Origin of the sequence: Enterococcus sp. 5H (assembly GCF_028128615.1) — a bacterium.
Taxonomy (GTDB): Bacteria; Bacillota; Bacilli; order Lactobacillales; family Enterococcaceae; genus Enterococcus_L.
On record NZ_AMDP01000045.1, the window covers coordinates 50,303 to 67,277 of the forward strand.

Annotated in this window: 15 protein-coding genes, 1 tRNA gene, 2 rRNA genes and 1 pseudogene; 1 reads left to right on the forward strand and 18 read right to left on the reverse strand. The window is 38.3% G+C overall.

The genetic code is table 11. The features are described from left to right. Window positions 1-2 precede the first annotated feature (2 nt). From accD to fabT, 11 genes are all read right to left on the reverse strand, one after another. Window positions 3-872 carry an acetyl-CoA carboxylase, carboxyltransferase subunit beta gene (accD, locus tag C240_RS13310; RefSeq protein WP_271496968.1) on the reverse strand — a complete coding sequence of 290 codons (870 nt, stop codon included), beginning with the start codon at window positions 870-872 and terminating at the stop codon, window positions 3-5. 14 nt (window positions 873-886) lie between these two features. After that, on the reverse strand, window positions 887-2,257 hold the full coding sequence (locus tag C240_RS13315; protein WP_271496969.1) for an acetyl-CoA carboxylase biotin carboxylase subunit: 1,371 nt from the start codon (window positions 2,255-2,257) through the stop codon (window positions 887-889). A gap of 7 nt (window positions 2,258-2,264) precedes the next feature. Beyond that, window positions 2,265-2,684 (reverse strand): 3-hydroxyacyl-ACP dehydratase FabZ, encoded by a 420-nt coding sequence (fabZ, locus tag C240_RS13320; protein WP_271496970.1) that lies wholly within the window; start codon window positions 2,682-2,684, stop codon window positions 2,265-2,267. A 2-nt stretch (window positions 2,685-2,686) separates the two neighbouring features. Further along, window positions 2,687-3,187: an acetyl-CoA carboxylase biotin carboxyl carrier protein gene (gene accB, locus C240_RS13325; protein ID WP_271496971.1), complete on the reverse strand. Its 501-nt coding sequence runs from the start codon at window positions 3,185-3,187 to the stop codon at window positions 2,687-2,689. Between the two features lies 1 nt (window position 3,188). Beyond that, on the reverse strand, window positions 3,189-4,424 hold the full coding sequence (gene fabF, locus C240_RS13330; protein ID WP_271496972.1) for a beta-ketoacyl-ACP synthase II: 1,236 nt from the start codon (window positions 4,422-4,424) through the stop codon (window positions 3,189-3,191). Between the two features lie 27 nt (window positions 4,425-4,451). Further along, the gene (fabG, locus tag C240_RS13335) at window positions 4,452-5,189 is read right to left on the reverse strand and encodes a 3-oxoacyl-[acyl-carrier-protein] reductase (RefSeq protein ID WP_271496973.1); all 738 of its coding nucleotides are present in this window, start codon (window positions 5,187-5,189) and stop codon (window positions 4,452-4,454) included. A 3-nt stretch (window positions 5,190-5,192) separates the two neighbouring features. After that, complete coding sequence (fabD, locus tag C240_RS13340) at window positions 5,193-6,122, reverse strand: ACP S-malonyltransferase (protein WP_271496974.1); 930 nt, start codon at window positions 6,120-6,122, stop codon at window positions 5,193-5,195. Window positions 6,123-6,215: 93 nt separating this feature from the next. Beyond that, window positions 6,216-7,172, reverse strand: coding sequence for an enoyl-[acyl-carrier-protein] reductase FabK (gene fabK / locus C240_RS13345; protein ID WP_271496975.1), 957 nt, complete (start codon window positions 7,170-7,172; stop codon window positions 6,216-6,218). A 191-nt stretch (window positions 7,173-7,363) separates the two neighbouring features. Then, window positions 7,364-7,591, reverse strand: a complete 228-nt coding sequence (locus tag C240_RS13350) for an acyl carrier protein (protein ID WP_025873142.1) — start codon at window positions 7,589-7,591, stop codon at window positions 7,364-7,366. 50 nt (window positions 7,592-7,641) lie between these two features. After that, window positions 7,642-8,601, reverse strand: a complete 960-nt coding sequence (locus tag C240_RS13355; protein ID WP_271496976.1) for a beta-ketoacyl-ACP synthase III — start codon at window positions 8,599-8,601, stop codon at window positions 7,642-7,644. A 15-nt stretch (window positions 8,602-8,616) separates the two neighbouring features. After that, a complete protein-coding gene (gene fabT / locus C240_RS13360) occupies window positions 8,617-9,057 on the reverse strand; it encodes a fatty acid biosynthesis transcriptional regulator FabT (RefSeq protein ID WP_271496977.1) in 441 nt (146 codons plus the stop codon). A gap of 289 nt (window positions 9,058-9,346) precedes the next feature. On the opposite strand from fabT, the gene C240_RS13365 reads away from it, so the two are divergent. Then, window positions 9,347-9,649, forward strand: coding sequence for a hypothetical protein (locus tag C240_RS13365; protein WP_271496978.1), 303 nt, complete (start codon window positions 9,347-9,349; stop codon window positions 9,647-9,649). 82 nt (window positions 9,650-9,731) lie between these two features. On the opposite strand, the gene C240_RS13370 is transcribed toward C240_RS13365, so the two are convergent. The 7 genes and pseudogenes from C240_RS13370 to C240_RS13400 form a co-directional block, all read right to left on the reverse strand. After that, window positions 9,732-9,962 carry a YkuJ family protein gene (locus C240_RS13370; protein WP_271496979.1) on the reverse strand — a complete coding sequence of 77 codons (231 nt, stop codon included), beginning with the start codon at window positions 9,960-9,962 and terminating at the stop codon, window positions 9,732-9,734. Between the two features lie 100 nt (window positions 9,963-10,062). After that, window positions 10,063-10,962: pseudogene (locus C240_RS13375) on the reverse strand (NAD(P)-dependent oxidoreductase); the annotation flags it as partial. 67 nt (window positions 10,963-11,029) lie between these two features. Then, window positions 11,030-12,253, reverse strand: coding sequence for a glycosyltransferase family 4 protein (locus tag C240_RS13380; protein ID WP_271496980.1), 1,224 nt, complete (start codon window positions 12,251-12,253; stop codon window positions 11,030-11,032). 20 nt (window positions 12,254-12,273) lie between these two features. Continuing rightward, entirely contained in the window at window positions 12,274-13,317 is a 1,044-nt protein-coding gene (locus C240_RS13385; RefSeq protein ID WP_271496981.1) for a glycosyltransferase, read from the reverse strand. A 298-nt stretch (window positions 13,318-13,615) separates the two neighbouring features. Further along, a tRNA-Asn gene (locus C240_RS13390) sits at window positions 13,616-13,689 on the reverse strand. A 7-nt stretch (window positions 13,690-13,696) separates the two neighbouring features. After that, a 5S ribosomal RNA gene (gene rrf / locus C240_RS13395) occupies window positions 13,697-13,812 on the reverse strand. Between the two features lie 92 nt (window positions 13,813-13,904). Beyond that, window positions 13,905-16,816 (reverse strand): 23S ribosomal RNA (locus C240_RS13400). Window positions 16,817-16,975 lie beyond the last annotated feature (159 nt).

Consider the following 16,975-nt stretch of genomic DNA (forward strand, 5'->3'; position numbering starts at 1 on the left):
CGTTATTTCCACCCTTTCATTGTATGAATTTCGACTAATTTGCTAAGTGTTTCTCTTAACTGATTGCGAGGAACAATTTTATCTACAAAACCATGATCCAGTAAAAACTCAGCTTTTTGAAAATCATCCGGTAATTCTTGACGAATTGTTTGCTCAATCACTCGACGGCCTGCAAAACCAATTAAGCTTTGAGGTTCCGCTAAAATCACATCACCATCCATTGCAAAGCTTGCTGTTACACCGCCAGTTGTTGGATCAGTTAATACTGTTACATACAGTAACCCAGCTTTACTATGTCGTTTCAAAGCACCGGAAACCTTTGCCATCTGCATCAAAGAAAAAATACCTTCCTGCATTCTAGCACCGCCAGATGCTGTAAAAATAATCACTGGTAATTTTTGTTCCAAAGCTCGCTCAAACAAACGAGTAATTTTTTCACCAACAACAGTTCCCATACTACCCATGATAAAGTTTGCATCCATCACACCGATCGCCAACGTTTGACCATCTATTTTGGCTTTACCAGTTAAAACTGCCTCATGAAGTTCAGTTTTTTCTTGCATCGCAGCAATTTTATCTAAATAATCCGGGAAGTTCAACGGATCTTTCGTAACTAATTCCGTATCCCATTCCTCAAAACTTTTTTCATCAACGATTAACGCCATACGTTCCCAAGCACCAATTCTAAAGCTATAACCGCAATAAGGACAGACTTTTTCTGCCCCCATGTCTTTCGTATATAACGTACGTTTACAACAAGGACACTTCGCCCACATGTTATCTGGAACGGCAGGTTTTTTTACGGAAGCTTGGTCATCGACCGGGCGATTTGGATTGATTCGAATGTAGTTTTTCTTTTTAAATAAAGCCATACACCTGCTCCTTTTTAATTATCGCTATCTGGTTCCCAATTTGGTAAAAATGTTTCTTGTAAAAAGCTAGTGTCATAATCACCGCTTAATACATTTTCATGTGTAATCAAGTCCAGTTGAAACTCAGAATTTGTCACAATACCTTCTGTAACAATTTCATTTAACGCTCGCTGCATCTTCATTAATGCATCAAAACGATCTTCACCATGAACGATGACTTTGGCAATCATTGAATCATAATATGGAGGAATCGAGTAGCCTGAATACATCGCACTATCCACCCGTAATCCCATGCCACCGCTTGGTAATAATAAATTGTTAATTTTACCTGGTGATGGCGCAAAATTAAACGCTGGATTCTCTGCATTAATCCGACATTCAATCGCATGACCAGACATCGTGATATCTTCTTGTTTATAAGGTAACTCTTCACCTGAAGCAATTTTTAATTGTGCTTTTACAAGATCAATTCCTGTAACCATCTCAGTAATTGGATGTTCTACTTGAATCCGCGTATTCATTTCCATAAAATAGAAATCACCAGATTTGTCCATTAAAAATTCAATAGTTCCAGCATTTTGATAATTGACCGCTTTTGCTGCTCGAACGGCTGTCTCACCTAATAACTGTCTTTTTTCAGGAGAAATAGCAACTGATGGAGATTCCTCTAAAACTTTTTGATTATTTCTTTGTAAAGAACAATCGCGTTCACCTAAATGAATCACATGTCCATACTGATCTCCTAAAATTTGAACCTCAATATGTCTGGCAGGATAAATAATTTTTTCTAAATACATATCATCATTACCAAATGCTGCTTTAGCTTCTTGTTGCGCTGAGGTAAAATGCTGTGGTAATTCTTCCTTACTTAAGACTTTCCGAATACCTTTTCCACCACCGCCAGCAGCTGCTTTTAGCATCACTGGATAACCAATATCATCAGCAATTTTTAACGCTTCTTCAACTGTCCCAATCACACCAGTACTTCCCGGAATTACCGGAACATTGGCTTTTTGCATTAATTCGCGGGCGTTAATTTTATTCCCCATCGCATCGATTGTTTCTGCTTTAGGTCCAATAAACGTGATATTACACTCTTCACACATTGCTGCAAATTGGCTGTTCTCTGATAGAAAACCAAATCCTGGATGAATGGCTTCCGCGTTTGTCACGATTGCCGCACTTAATACATGTTGTACATTTAAATAAGAATCAATCGCTTTAGCTGGACCAATACAAATAGCCTCATCTGCTAATTGCGTGTGTAATGCTTCTTTATCTGCTTCGGAGTATACAGCAACAGTTTGAATACCTAGCTCACGACACGCTCGAATAATTCGAACAGCGATTTCTCCTCGATTTGCAATTAATACTTTTGAAAACATAGCTCACCTATCCAATCATAAAGGTCAATTCTGCTTCCGCTACTTTTTTACCATTCACAGTTGCAGTTCCTTTGCCTATACCGGCTACTGATTTTACTTTGATAATCTCAACTTCTAACATCAATGTATCACCAGGAACAACTTTTTGTCTAAATTTTGCTTTATCAATTCCGCCGAAATAAGCAGTTTTACCTTTGAAATCCGGCATTGACAATAACGCTACAGCTCCAGCTTGCGCTAGTGCTTCAAGAATAAGCACTCCTGGCATTACCGGCTCACCCGGAAAATGTCCTTGGAAAAATTGCTCATTCACTGTAACATTTTTCTTAGCGATAACTTTTTCGCCTACTACAATTTCTTCAACCGTATCCAATAACAAAAATGGATAACGATGAGGAATAATCTCTTTAATTTCCTGAATATTCATGATTAAACTCCTTTTGATACGCGGAATAATGGCTGGTTAAATTCAACAACATCTTCGTTATTGACCAAAACTTCAGTGATTACACCATCAACGGTTGCAGTAATTTCATTCATTAATTTCATTGCTTCAACTATACAAACTACCTCACCTTTTTTCACTGAATCGCCAACTTGTTTAAAGTTTTCTTTATCAGGCGCTGGTTTTAAATATACAATCCCAACAATTGGTGAAATGATATCTTCAGTATCTTCTGACATCACTTCAGTTTTTGCTGTTTTTTCAACTGTTGTCTGAGTTGCTTCAGTTTGGTTTGACACTGCTTTTGTCTCTGCTTGACTTGGCTCAATAGTTGTCGCTTGTTGTTCATGACTTAAAGCTACTGTTTTTTGTGAAACCTTATTTTTATTCATATAAAGACCAAATGCACCTTCTCGAAGGTCAAATTCGGTTAAAGTAGATTGGTCAAATTGCGTTAATAACTCTTTAATTTCTTCAATATTCATATTAGTTTTCCCAACGCTTCAAACAAATTACAGCGTTGTGCCCTCCAAATCCTAAAGAATTGCTTAATGCGTAAGTAAATTCATGATTTTCACTTTCATTTATTACAACATTAGCTTGAACCTCTTCATCTTTGTTACGAACGTTAATTGTAGGTGGAATAAATTGATGCTGCAACGCATTAAGAGCCGCAATTCCTTCAATTCCGCCTGCAGCACCAAGTAAATGTCCTGTCATACTTTTCGTACTACTAACACGAACATCTTTGAAAGCATCTCCAAACGCTAGCTGGATTGCTTTTGACTCTGCCTTATCATTGGCTTGGGTACTTGTACCATGAGCATTAATATAGCCAACTTGTTCTGGTTGAATTTCCGCTTCTTTCATCGCTAATTGCATTGCTTTTGCAGCTCCACTGCCATCCGGCGTTGGTGAAGTCATATGATACGCATCACAGTTGGCACCATAACCAACAATTTCGCCCAAAATAGTTGCCCCACGTTTTTGTGCATGCTCTAAGGATTCAACAACAAATACACCAGCACCTTCTCCCATCACAAAACCGTTACGGTCTTTGTCAAAAGGAATTGATGCTCTTTCAGGATCTTCAGTTGCGGACAAAGCAGTTAAAGAAGCAAAACCAGAAATTCCAATTTCAGAAATAGGTGCTTCCGCTCCACCCGCTATAATGACATCAGAATACCCATGTTTGATATTTCTAAAAGCTTCTCCGATAGAATGCGTTGCGCTGGCACAAGCTGTTACAGTAGCTGTACAAATGCCTTTTGCTCCAACACGTAAAGCGATATTTCCAGCAGCCATATTACCGATAGCCATCGGAATAAACAAAGGCGCTACTCTTTGCGGTCCTTTATCATGCATCCGAATAACTTGATCTTCAATTGTCTGTAGTCCGCCAATACCCGAACCTACCATAACACCGAAACGATCAACATCGATTTGCTCTGTATCTAGCCCACTCATTTCCATCGCTTCTAATGCGGCATAAATACCGAAAAGAGAAAATAAATCCATGCGTTTGGCATCTTTTTTAACAAAGTATTTATCAAATGGGAAATCTTTTACTTCTGCTGCTACAGTAATTCCTGTTTCGTTAGCATCAAATTTCGTAATTGGTCCAATGCCATTTTTCCCTGTTTGTAAACTCTCTAAAAAGGTATCTGCATCATTTCCAATCGGAGATGCTACACCATAACCTGTAATAACTACGCGATTCATTCTTATCGCTCCTTTCAAACTTTGTGATTACCCATGCATCACTAAACCGCCATCCACATTGACTACTTGCCCTGTGATATACGGACTTTTTGCCAAGAAAATAGCTGTATTTGCCACATCTTCAACTTGACCAAAAGCGCGTAGCGGAATTTGCTGGTTCATTTGTTCTTTTACTTTATCAGATAAAACATCGGTCATTTCAGTTTCAATAAAACCAGGAGCAATCGCATTACACGTAATTCCTCTAGCTGCAACTTCTCTTGCTACAGATTTTGTAAAACCAACAACACCAGCTTTGCTTGCTGCATAGTTGGCTTGACCAATATTTCCTGTTAAACCAGAAACACTAGCCATATTAATAATTTTGCCACTACGTTGTTTCATCATACGTTTAATTGCTTGTTGAGTCATATTAAATGTTCCAGTTAAATTAATTTGAATACAGCTGGTAAAATCTTCTTCTGTCATTCGTAATAGTAATTTATCATTGGTAATACCGGCATTATTAATTAAGATATCAATCGAACCTAAACCAGTCACCACAGCTTCAATCATTTCTCCAGCTGATTCAAAATTGCTAATATCTCCTGATACGCCAATACAAGTCACTCCGAAAGCTTCAATTTCGGCAATCTGCTCCGGACTAATTTCACCACGCCCATTTAATGCGATATTTGCGCCTTCTTTTGCAAATGCTAAAGCAACTGCTTTACCAATTCCTCGTGTACTGCCTGTAACAAGTACATTTTTACCTTTTAAGTCCATTTGTTACCTCCCGGCTAAAAGAGCTTCAGTTTCTGATAATGTATCTATATCTTCAACACGAGCTGTTTTAATTTCTTTATCAATTTTTTTAATAAAACCAGTTAAGGTTTTTCCTGGTCCAACTTCTATAATTGTATCAACATTCATTTTTTTCATTGTTTCAACACTATCTGCAAAACGTACAGCTGACATTACTTGTTGTTCTAATAAATCTTTAATAGCGCTTTGATCCATTACTTGAGCTGTTGTATTGCTAATCACAGGAATCGTCATTTCTGTGAAAGTTGTACTTTCCAATTCACTAGCTAACTTTTCTGACGCAGGCTTCAATAATGCAGTATGAAAAGGTCCACTAACATTTAATGGTATCATTCGTTTTACACCAGCTTCTTTCAGTAACTCAACAGCCTTATCAACTGCTTCTGATTCTCCACCAATGACAATTTGCTGTGGCGTATTATAATTAGCTGGTGAAACAATTCCCAACTTACTGGCTTCTTCACAGCAAGTTTCAATTAGCGTACGATCTGCATTCATTACAGCAACCATCTTCCCTGTGCCAGCTGGTGCTGCTTCTGTCATGTATTTTCCCCGCTTAGCTACTAGCTTAACAGCATCTTTAAATGAAATTGCTCCACTAGCAACAAGGGCAGTGTATTCTCCCAAACTTAGTCCAGCTACAATATCAGGCTGATAGCCTTTTGATTGCAATAAACGATAAAAAGCTATACTAACTGTTAAGATCGCAGGTTGTGTATACATTGTTTCATTTAATCGGTCATTTTCCGTAAAGCAAAGTTCTGCCATATCATAGCCTAGAATCTCACTTGCTTCTTGAAATGTTTCTTGAACAATTTTTTCTTGATCGAACAATTCTTTACCCATACCCTCATATTGGGCACCTTGTCCGCTAAATACAAACGCTGTTTTCATCTTTTTTGCTCCTAACTTTAAAGCTGAACGGGTTATTTACTCTCGACTGAAAAATAGAACTAACTATATTTAAAAGTCAACATAAATAGTTTTCTATACCCATTGACTATATCTCATTTTAATAATTTCTTTGGTTTCAATAATAAATGAATCTATAATTTCTTTTGCTGTTTCTTCTTTATTTATTAATCCGGCAATTTGACCAGCCATAATCGAACCATGGTCAATATCACCTTCAACAACTGCTTTGCGTAAAGCTCCCTGTCCCAGTTCATCAAACTTTGCAAGATCAGGATCTGTTTTCCGCAATTCAACTTTTTCTAATCGATCATATTCCATCGTTAACTTGTTTTTGATTGTCCGAACAGGATGACCAAAATGCTGGCAAGTAACAACTGTATCAATATCTCTGGCTTTAAGTACTCTCGCTTTATAATTTTCATGAATCGTACATTCTTTTGCTACTAAAAAACGAGTTCCTACTTGTACAGCATCAGCACCTAACATTAAAACAGCAGCCATGCCTCTGCCATCACCAATTCCACCTGCGGCGATTACTGGGATCTTCAATGCATCGACAACTTGAGGAACCATACTCATCGTGGTTAACTTTCCGATATGTCCGCCTGCTTCCATCCCTTCAACAATAACGGCATCTGCTCCGATTTTTTCCATACGAGCAGCTAGAGCCACAGAAGGTACTACTGGAATTACTTTAATATTATGCTCTTTAAACCGAGACATATACTTACTTGGATTTCCAGCACCTGTCGTAATCACAGGAACATTTTCTTCACAGACTAAATCAACAATATCTTCTGCAAAGGGCGACAATAACATGATATTGACTCCAAATGGTTTATCAGTCATTTTTTTAATCTTTCTAATTTCAGCTTGAACAACCTCTTTTGGTGCATTACCACCTGCTATAATACCTAAACCGCCTGCTTCAGACACTGCACCTGCCAAAGAAGCATCAGCAACCCAAGCCATGCCTCCTTGAAAAATTGGATATTCAATCCCAATTAACTCACAAATCTTTGATTGCATAAATGACATCCTTTTAAAAAATTCTTTCGTTTACTATTCAATGAAAAAAAGAAGCTGGAACAAAACTATGTAAGTTCAGTACCAGCTTTTAATTCCAAATAACGGTGCAAAAAAGCTAGACTCTTCAGCAATTGTTAAGAATCACAACGAGATTTGCTCATCCAACTTTTTATTTTACCTAATCGCTTTAATTATTCTGCTTTTTGTTTTTCTACATATGTTACTAAATCTTGAACAGTAGTAATACCATCTTCAGATTCAATTTTAATATCGAATGCATCTTCGATTTCATTAATGATTTGGAATAAGTCCAAGCTATCTGCGTCTAATTCTTCTTGAATGTTTGTTGTTAATTTTACTTCCTCAGGCTCTTTACCTAATTCTTCTACAATAATTGCTTGAATTTTTTCGAATACCATGTGTATATTCCTCCAATAATTTTCTTTTTAATTTTATATAGTAACAGCTCTTACAGCGTCAATAGGATTGATCCCCACGTTAAACCGCCGCCATAGCCTGTTAACACAATTTTTTGATTTGAGCCTAATTCAAGGACTCCATTTTCTACTGACTCATCCAGTAATAAAGGGATGCTGGCAGCAGAGGTATTGCCGTTATGCTCCATGTTGGTTAAAAATTTTTCTCGCGGAACATTAATCTTTTTAGAGATCTTTTCGATAATCCGCTTGTTGGCTTGATGAAGTAATAAGTAATCTACATCTTCCTCCACAATTTCTGAAAGATTTTTTGTCACATCTTTTAGTGAAAAATCGTAAATATCTCGACCATTCATTTGCAAATAGCCTAAAGATTCTGATGTTTCTTTGTAAAACGGACTTTGATTTTGCACATATCCAGAAGTCAATGATTTCGCCCGCTGACCATCAGCCTGCAACTTTTCATTAAAGAAATGCTGTTCGTTACTAGCTTCCAGCAAAACTCCTGCGGCTCCATCACCAAATAATACAGCTGTCGTACGATCATCCCAGTCAATTACTTTGGAAAGTGTTTCACCACCAATAACCATACCTAATTTCTTACCTGTACGAATTAATTTTTCTGCCATGCTTAATGCATAAACAAAACCTGAACAAGCAGCACTTATATCAAAAGCAAATGCTTTTGTTGCCGAAATATTTCCTTGAACTAGACAAGCTACCGAAGGAGTACCATAATCTGGTGTCATTGTCGCAACAATGATAAAATCCAGTTCACTTGCTTTTTTAGCCGATTTTGTTAGTAATTTTTCTGCAACTTTTGTGCACAGATCTGAGGTATTCTCATCTGTCACAATATTTCTTGCCTGAATACCTGTACGGCTAGAAATCCACTCGTCAGAAGTATCCATCATTGTTGAAAGTAATTGATTCGATACTTTATTTTCAGGAACATATCGGCTGGTACAACTTATTTTTGCATATTGTTCCATCTTAATCCTCACTTTTTATTTGTATTCTCTTAAGAAATCGTGAAGATTTTTTAACGCTTTAAGTAAAGCTTTCTCTTCAGCTTTATCCATTCCGTTCAAAATATTCTTGACCATTTCTCGATGGAAGTGCTGATGAACACGAAAAAGAAGTTTTCCTTTTTTGGTTAATCCTAATTTCACTACTCGACGATCATCTTCACTGCGCAATCGTTCTACATAACCCTTTTTTACCAGATTATTAATTGCAACAGTTAAAGTACCAACAGTAATGGATAACTCTTTAGCAACTTCAGAAGAAGTCTTTTTCTTATACATCCCAATAGCTTCAATTGTGTGCATTTCAGTAATGGACAAATCATTGAACTGTGATTTTTTTAATTCAGATTCTTCTATTGTCAAAATATCGTTAAAGACACTGACAAGATAGTCGTTGATCGTTTCTAAATTAGGCTCCATGTTTGCACCATCCATATAGTTTGATTATCAAATGATTTGATGTTCAAACTATATCGCATATAAAAAGAGAATGCAAGTAAAATATTTCCTTTTTAAATTTTCTTAATTAAAAAGTGTGTGGTAATGCTGCTTGAGACATTAAAAAAATTAGCATTTTTAATTCACTTAATTTTATAATTAGAAAAAATATTTGACAGTTACAATTTGATAAGGCAAAAAAAAATCGCTCAAGGTGGATTGATTAGCTTTAATATCATGGCAGCTACCTTTATCATTAAAAACATCTTACATGAATGCTGAAAAAGAAGATGTAACAATAATCAAAAGTCCTGTAGAAATACCTCGTCGCGCTATAAAAACGCAATTTTCTGAAAGTATAAAACATGAGCAAATTCCTGTAGAAAAATGCCGCAATTGTTTATCTTACAATTACTGGGATCGTGAAACTATTCCTTATTGCATAACTGAGACATTTTTAAATTCCGTTACAAAAGATGCTGAACATCCACTAGTCTTTGCTAGTTCCAATGTCTATCGAATTAAAGAAAAAACTAGTGTAAAAGCAATATTTGATGAACTAACGATGGCATAATTAAAAAAATCTTGTGGCGTACAGTTTTGTACGCCACAAGATTTTTGATTCTTTTTCATTAATTTGTTAAATACTTACTGAATTATTGAATTAAATCATAAATTTCCATCGCAACAATATCAATATTGTCAAATTGATAACTTTCCTGAGAATTACTCTCAGTTAATTCAAACGTTTCAGTTGATTTATCATATGTCACGGTGCATTTTTCAACACCTTCACGTTCAAAACGACGAACTTGGATTTCGTTATCTGTTGCTTCAGTCATCGCTTCAAGTCTCTTAATAATCGCCACAAGTTGTGAATGTTTCATAAATGGGCCTCCCTTTACAAACTAGTTCTGTACCATTGTATCAAAACATTGTCATTCTTGCATGATATTTCGTCATTTTTTTTTATTTTTTTGCTGTTCTTTAATTTTTCACGTTTGGCTGTTTACCATCATTCCACCAAAGTTTGATTAAGGCTTGCGTTCCATCATCTTCAAATCCTTTATTTGCAAGCTTTTCATAGAGTTTGACTGCCAAATTAGTGGATGGTAATTCAAGATTCAATTTCTCTGCTTCATCCAATGCAATTTTTAAATCTTTTATAAAATGTTTAACAAAAAATCCTGGAGAGTAGTCTTCGTTTAAAATTCTTGGACTATAATTGCTTAACGACCAATTAGCTGCACTTCCTCCAGATAACGTCTCAATCACTTTGTTTAAATCTAAACCAGTTTTATTAGCATATACAAGCATTTCAGTCATACCAGTCATTGTACCAGCTATCATAATTTGGTTTGCCATTTTAGTATGCTGACCTTTACCTGATATACCATGCCACATAATTGTTTTTCCAAATGTCTTAAAGATTGGTTGTAATTTTTCATATATGTCTGGGTCACCGCCAACCATAATAGTCAACGTACCATTTTTTGCACCTAAATCTCCACCCGATACAGGAGCGTCTAAAGCAGCCCCACCCAACTCTTGAGCTTTAACAGCTATTTTTTCAGCTAATGTTGGTGTACTTGTAGTTAAATCAACAATAACTTTATTAGTAAGATCTTCTGTAAATATCCCATTTTCATCAAAATAAATAGCTTCAACATCTGTTGGAAAACCGACCATGGTAAATATAACTTCACTACTTGCAGTAAGTTCAGCTGGTGACGCTTTCCATACTGCACCTTCTTTGATTAAATCATCCGTTTTACTTTTTGTTCTATTGTAGACATTTACATCCAATCCATTTTTCATCATATTTCTGACAATCGCAGCTCCCATTACACCAGTTCCAATAAATCCGATTTGTGTCATTCTTTTCCCTCCAACATTTTTCTTTAATCCAAAAAACTTCTATCCTCAGTATAAACCAAGAATAGAAGTTTTACATTTATTTTCTTAAAGATGTAAATTTAACCTTAATTCGCTCAATCGATGCAGCAGCTTCTTTTTCTAATAACAATTGATCGTAATAATTAATCATGTCTTCATAAAATTCAAACATTAGATTACCAAAGTTAGTAGCTGAAATTTCATACAGCTTTTCCTTTAAAATAAGATCATCGGGTTTAATCCCAGATTCAACGTAATCAATAAAGGCTTGTGAAAAATCAGCATCTGACTTAAACGTTACACCTAATGTCTCATGATCAAACAAATTATTTAAATAGGCGTTTCCTTCAACTACACAGGGTGTACCAGAAGCCATTGCTTCTGTATAAGTCAATCCTTGCGTTTCAGACGTAGAAGCACTGACGAAGTAATCAGCAGCTTTATAATAAATCGCTACTTGATCGTTTGGCACTTCACCAACAAATTGAACATTTGCATCGATCTCAAGTTCTTCAGCTAAACTACGTAATTTATCAACGTATGGTCCATCTCCTACAATTACTAAGTTAGTTGTTGGAAAACGTTCAATAATTTTTGGTAGACCGTGTAGAATAGCCTGAATATTTTTTTCATATGAAATACGGCTTAATGATAACAACATAATATTTTCATCATTTAGTCCAAGTTGCTTTCGTAAATCTTTTTTCATTTGCTCATCGATATCCGGTCGTTCAAATTTTTTGATATCTATCCCTGTAGGAATGATTCTCATTGGTGCTTTTACACCATATTCTCTTAACTTATCAATAACACGTTCACTTGGGCAAACGACGCCAGTAGTATGATTTGCAAAAAAACGAGAAAAATACTTCACATGTGTTGGTCGAACAACTTTTCCCTTAGCAATATAATGTAAATAATCTTCATACATTGTATGATATGTGTGAATAACTGGAATTTTAAGCTTTTTACCAACCATTTTCCCTAGTAGACCAGCCCCAAATTCAGTATGAGTATGAATCAAATCTAACTCCAACTCTTTAGCAATCAAATATGCATACCACATTCCCCGCACAACAATCCGTCTATCTTTGAATGAAACAAAAGGCACGCTAGGCATCCGAATGACATCTTCTTCAAATTCTTTAGCATTTGGATCCGTTGTTGTAAAAATATAAACCTGGTGTCCTTTTTGTTCTAATTCTTCTTTTAATGTTTTTATAGATGTTGCAACCCCACTCACTTGGGGAAAATATGTATCTGTAAAGAAACCAAATTTCACGATGTCTCCCTCCACTATTTCTAATTTTCCTGATAAACTCTTTCATTTTCATTGCTACTTTGCTTTAACACTTTTTCGTAAACATTCTTTAATTCATGCCCAATTCGTTCAATACTTTTTTCTTCAGCAACTTTGTAACCTTCCTGACGAGTACTTGGAATATTTTCTTCAACCAATTCTCCAATTAGATCAACAAAATCTTCATTTGTAGTCCCCATATAACAATTAACCTCATTTTCAAGCCAGCCATTATAAACTGGAATATCTCTTACTAGAACTTGCTGCTTGCTTGCTAATGCTTCAAGAATAACAATTCCCTCAGTCTCTTCATAAGATGGAAAGAAAAATAAATCTGCAGCTGAGTAAGCACCTTCTATAATATCTCCTTTGATGTATCCTGGAAATTCTACATTTTCAGGATGATCTTCTTTGACAATTCTTCGAATCACTTTTGGAATAGAATACATTGGCGTATGTCCAAACCAGATAAAACGATAATCAGGAGACTTTCTAGCAATTTCAACAAAATCAATAATACCTTTTCTTTCAAAATAAAGTCCGACACAAATAATAACTTTTTGATCCCTTTTAATCTTAAAATAATTTCTAAATTGCTCCTCTTTTTTATCTGAGTGTTCAAACCTTGCCAAATCAATTCCGTTTGAAATGGATGCAATTGGAACTTGAATACCATATCCCTCTAAAAGTTGTTTAGAATACGGTGTAGGCGTAATTAAATAATCTGCTTTTGAATATAAACTAACTAAATATTTCTTTACTAGTGGTGACAGTTGATTTGATCCTATAAATGAATTTCTAAAATCTTCCTCTGTGGAATGTGCATGATAAATAATTTTCTTCCCTTGTTTTCGCGCTTTATTTACCATATTATGACTATTAATACCGTACGTATTGATATGCAAAATATCATAATCTGTACATTCGGAATCCAAGGTATAACTAATTCCCACTTCTGAGAGTGCACGTTTTTGATGATCTAGTGCTCGTCCAATTCCAGATTTAGCTAACATCTTTTCGCCTTCAAAATATAATAAGACTTTCACGTTGCTCCTCCTCTACTATTTATATAATTATAACATAGGTTAAAGAGCCATCACTCAATCTAAAGTCCTAATTCAACCAAGTTACAATTATTATATCAAAAAATCGCATAGGAAAGCCATTATTCATAGTATTAGCTTCCTAATATGACAAAACTGTTAGACAAACGTAGTAAAGTTCTTCTCATATTTACTATACATCTACCATTATTTCATTTTTTATCTATTCTATCAAATAATAAAGTTTACATTACTTTAAAATAAAAAAAGAACGAAAACCTTATCAGTTTTCGTTCTTTTACTCCGGCAGTAGGACTCGAACCTACGACATCATGATTAACAGTCATGCGCTACTACCAACTGAGCTATGCCGGAATAATTAGCGTGGCGACGTCCTACTCTCACAAAGGGAAACCCTTCACTACAATCGGCGCTAAGAAGCTTAACTTCTGTGTTCGGCATGGGAACAGGTGTATCCTTCTCGCTATCGCCACCACACTGGGTGTTGTTGTATTTACTTGAGTGATTGTTCACTCAAAACTGGATTGAAGTTGTAATCAAATTGACCAAGATCTTTTATTTTATTTCTTTTGGTTAAGTCCTCGACCGATTAGTATTGGTCCGCTCCATACATCACTGTACTTCCACTTCCAACCTATCTACCTGATCATCTCTCAGGGGTCTTACTTTCTTAAAGAAATGGGAAATCTCATCTTGAGGTGGGCTTCACACTTAGATGCTTTCAGCGTTTATCCCTTCCCTACATAGCTACCCAGCAATGCCCTTGGCAGAACAACTGGTACACCAGCGGTAAGTCCATCCCGGTCCTCTCGTACTAAGGACAGCTCCTCTCAAATTTCCAACGCCCGCGACGGATAGGGACCGAACTGTCTCACGACGTTCTGAACCCAGCTCGCGTGCCGCTTTAATGGGCGAACAGCCCAACCCTTGGGACCGACTACAGCCCCAGGATGCGACGAGCCGACATCGAGGTGCCAAACCTCCCCGTCGATGTGGACTCTTGGGGGAGATAAGCCTGTTATCCCCAGGGTAGCTTTTATCCGTTGAGCGATGGCCCTTCCATGCGGAACCACCGGATCACTAAGCCCGACTTTCGTCCCTGCTCGACTTGTAAGTCTCGCAGTCAAGCTCCCTTCTGCCTTTACACTCTGCGAATGATTTCCAACCATTCTGAGGGAACCTTTGGGCGCCTCCGTTACCTTTTAGGAGGCGACCGCCCCAGTCAAACTGCCCACCTGACACTGTCTCCCAGCCCGATAAGGGCTGCGGGTTAGAGGGTTCATAACACAAGGGTAGTATCCCACCAGCGCCTCCACCGAAACTAGCGTTCCGGTTTCATCGGCTCCTACCTATCCTGTACATGTGGTACAAACACTCAATATCAAGCTACAGTAAAGCTCCATGGGGTCTTTCCGTCCTGTCGCGGGTAACCTGCATCTTCACAGGTACTAAAATTTCACCGAGTCTCTCGTTGAGACAGTGCCCAAATCGTTACGCCTTTCGTGCGGGTCGGAACTTACCCGACAAGGAATTTCGCTACCTTAGGACCGTTATAGTTACGGCCGCCGTTTACTGGGGCTTCAATTCTGAGCTTCGCCGAAGCTAACCCATCCTCTTAACCTTCCAGCACCGGGCAGGCGTCAGCCCCTATACGTCATCTTTCGATTTTGCAGAGACCTGTGTTTTTGATAAACAGTCGCTTGGGCCTATTCACTGCGGCTGACCGAAGTCAGCACCCCTTCTCCCGAAGTTACGGGGTCATTTTGCCGAGTTCCTTAACGAGAGTTCGCTCGCTCACCTTAGGATACTCTCCTCGACTACCTGTGTCGGTTTACGGTACGGGCAGTTGTTTTCTCACTAGAAGCTTTTCTTGACAGTGTGACATCAGGAACTTCGGTACTATTATTTCCCTCCCCATCACAGCTTGTCCGTACAGAGTAAAGCATTTGACTCTACTCAAGACTTACTGCTTGGACATGCACTTCCAGTCGCATGCATTCCTTAGCCTCCTGCGTCCCTCCATTGCTCAAACAAAAACAACTGGTACAGGAATATCAACCTGTTGTCCATCGCCTACGCCTTTCGGCCTCGGCTTAGGTCCCGACTAACCCTGGGCGGACGAGCCTTCCCCAGGAAACCTTAGTCATACGGTGGACGGGATTCTCACCCGTCTTTCGCTACTCATACCGGCATTCTCACTTCTAAGCGCTCCAGCCGTCCTCACGATCGACCTTCAACGCCCTTAGAACGCTCTCCTACCATCACACCAGAGGTGTGATCCACAGCTTCGGTAATATGTTTAGCCCCGGTACATTTTCGGCGCAGGGTCACTCGACTAGTGAGCTATTACGCACTCTTTAAATGGTGGCTGCTTCTGAGCCAACATCCTAGTTGTCTGTGCAACCCCACATCCTTTTCCACTTAACATATATTTTGGGACCTTAGCTGGTGGTCTGGGCTGTTTCCCTTTCGACTACGGATCTTATCACTCGCAGTCTGACTGCCGAATATGAATGAATGGCATTCGGAGTTTATCTGAATTCGGTAACCCGAGATGGGCCCCTAGTCCAAACAGTGCTCTACCTCCATCATTCTCAACTTCGACGCTAGCCCTAAAGCTATTTCGGAGAGAACCAGCTATCTCCAAGTTCGTTTGGAATTTCTCCGCTACCCACAGCTCATCCCCGCACTTTTCAACGTACGTGGGTTCGGTCCTCCAGTGCGTTTTACCACACCTTCAACCTGGCCATGGGTAGATCACATGGTTTCGGGTCTACGACTACATACTCAATCGCCCTATTCAGACTCGCTTTCGCTGCGGCTCCGGCTCTTCACCTTAACCTCGCATGCAATCGTAACTCGCCGGTTCATTCTACAAAAGGCACGCCATCACCCATTAACGGGCTTTGACTTGTTGTAGGCACACGGTTTCAGGATCTATTTCACTCCCCTTCCGGGGTGCTTTTCACCTTTCCCTCACGGTACTGGTTCACTATCGGTCATTAGGGAGTATTTAGCCTTGCGGGATGGTCCCCGCGGATTCCGACGGAATTTCTCGTGTTCCGCCGTACTCAGGATCCTCCTAGGTGTTGCCAACATTTCGTCTACGGGGCTATTACCCACTTTGGCGGACCTTTCCAAGTCCTTCGACTATCTTGACAGACTACCACAACGGAGTCCTACAACCCCAACAAGCAAGCTTGTTGGTTTGGGCTTTTCCCGTTTCGCTCGCCGCTACTCAGGGAATCGAATTTTCTTTCTCTTCCTGCAGGTACTTAGATGTTTCAGTTCTCTGCGTCTACCTCTAACCAGCTATGTATTCACTGGAAAGTAACATCCTATAAAAGATGCTGGGTTTCCCCATTCGGAAATCTCTGGATCATAGCTCACTTACAGCTCCCCAAAGCATATCGGTGTTAGTCCCGTCCTTCATCGGCTCCTAATGCCAAGGCATCCACCGTGCGCCCTTATTCACTTAACCTTGTCAACCTTGCGGTTGGGTCTTGACCACTTCTTCTAGCGATAGAAGGTTAGTCAATAAAATAAGCTTCGAACAATTAATTAATTAACTCTTCAACGCGGTGTTCTCGGTTTGTTTTGATTACTTTTTTACTTCAATATCCAGTTTTCAATGAACAAT

Excerpts from the sequence above, each read along its gene's own strand:
- accD (WP_271496968.1), bottom strand. The coding sequence starts at position 872 with ATGGCTTTATTTAAAAAGAAAAACTACATTCGAATCAATCCAAATCGC.
- C240_RS13315 (WP_271496969.1), bottom strand. The coding sequence starts at position 2,257 with ATGTTTTCAAAAGTATTAATTGCAAATCGAGGAGAAATCGCTGTTCGA.
- fabZ (WP_271496970.1), bottom strand. The coding sequence starts at position 2,684 with ATGAATATTCAGGAAATTAAAGAGATTATTCCTCATCGTTATCCATTT.
- accB (WP_271496971.1), bottom strand. The coding sequence starts at position 3,187 with ATGAATATTGAAGAAATTAAAGAGTTATTAACGCAATTTGACCAATCT.
- fabF (WP_271496972.1), bottom strand. The coding sequence starts at position 4,424 with ATGAATCGCGTAGTTATTACAGGTTATGGTGTAGCATCTCCGATTGGA.
- fabG (WP_271496973.1), bottom strand. The coding sequence starts at position 5,189 with ATGGACTTAAAAGGTAAAAATGTACTTGTTACAGGCAGTACACGAGGA.
- fabD (WP_271496974.1), bottom strand. The coding sequence starts at position 6,122 with ATGAAAACAGCGTTTGTATTTAGCGGACAAGGTGCCCAATATGAGGGT.
- fabK (WP_271496975.1), bottom strand. The coding sequence starts at position 7,172 with ATGCAATCAAAGATTTGTGAGTTAATTGGGATTGAATATCCAATTTTT.
- C240_RS13350 (WP_025873142.1), bottom strand. The coding sequence starts at position 7,591 with ATGGTATTCGAAAAAATTCAAGCAATTATTGTAGAAGAATTAGGTAAA.
- C240_RS13355 (WP_271496976.1), bottom strand. The coding sequence starts at position 8,601 with ATGGAACAATATGCAAAAATAAGTTGTACCAGCCGATATGTTCCTGAA.
- fabT (WP_271496977.1), bottom strand. The coding sequence starts at position 9,057 with ATGGAGCCTAATTTAGAAACGATCAACGACTATCTTGTCAGTGTCTTT.
- C240_RS13365 (WP_271496978.1), top strand. The coding sequence starts at position 9,347 with ATGAATGCTGAAAAAGAAGATGTAACAATAATCAAAAGTCCTGTAGAA.
- C240_RS13370 (WP_271496979.1), bottom strand. The coding sequence starts at position 9,962 with ATGAAACATTCACAACTTGTGGCGATTATTAAGAGACTTGAAGCGATG.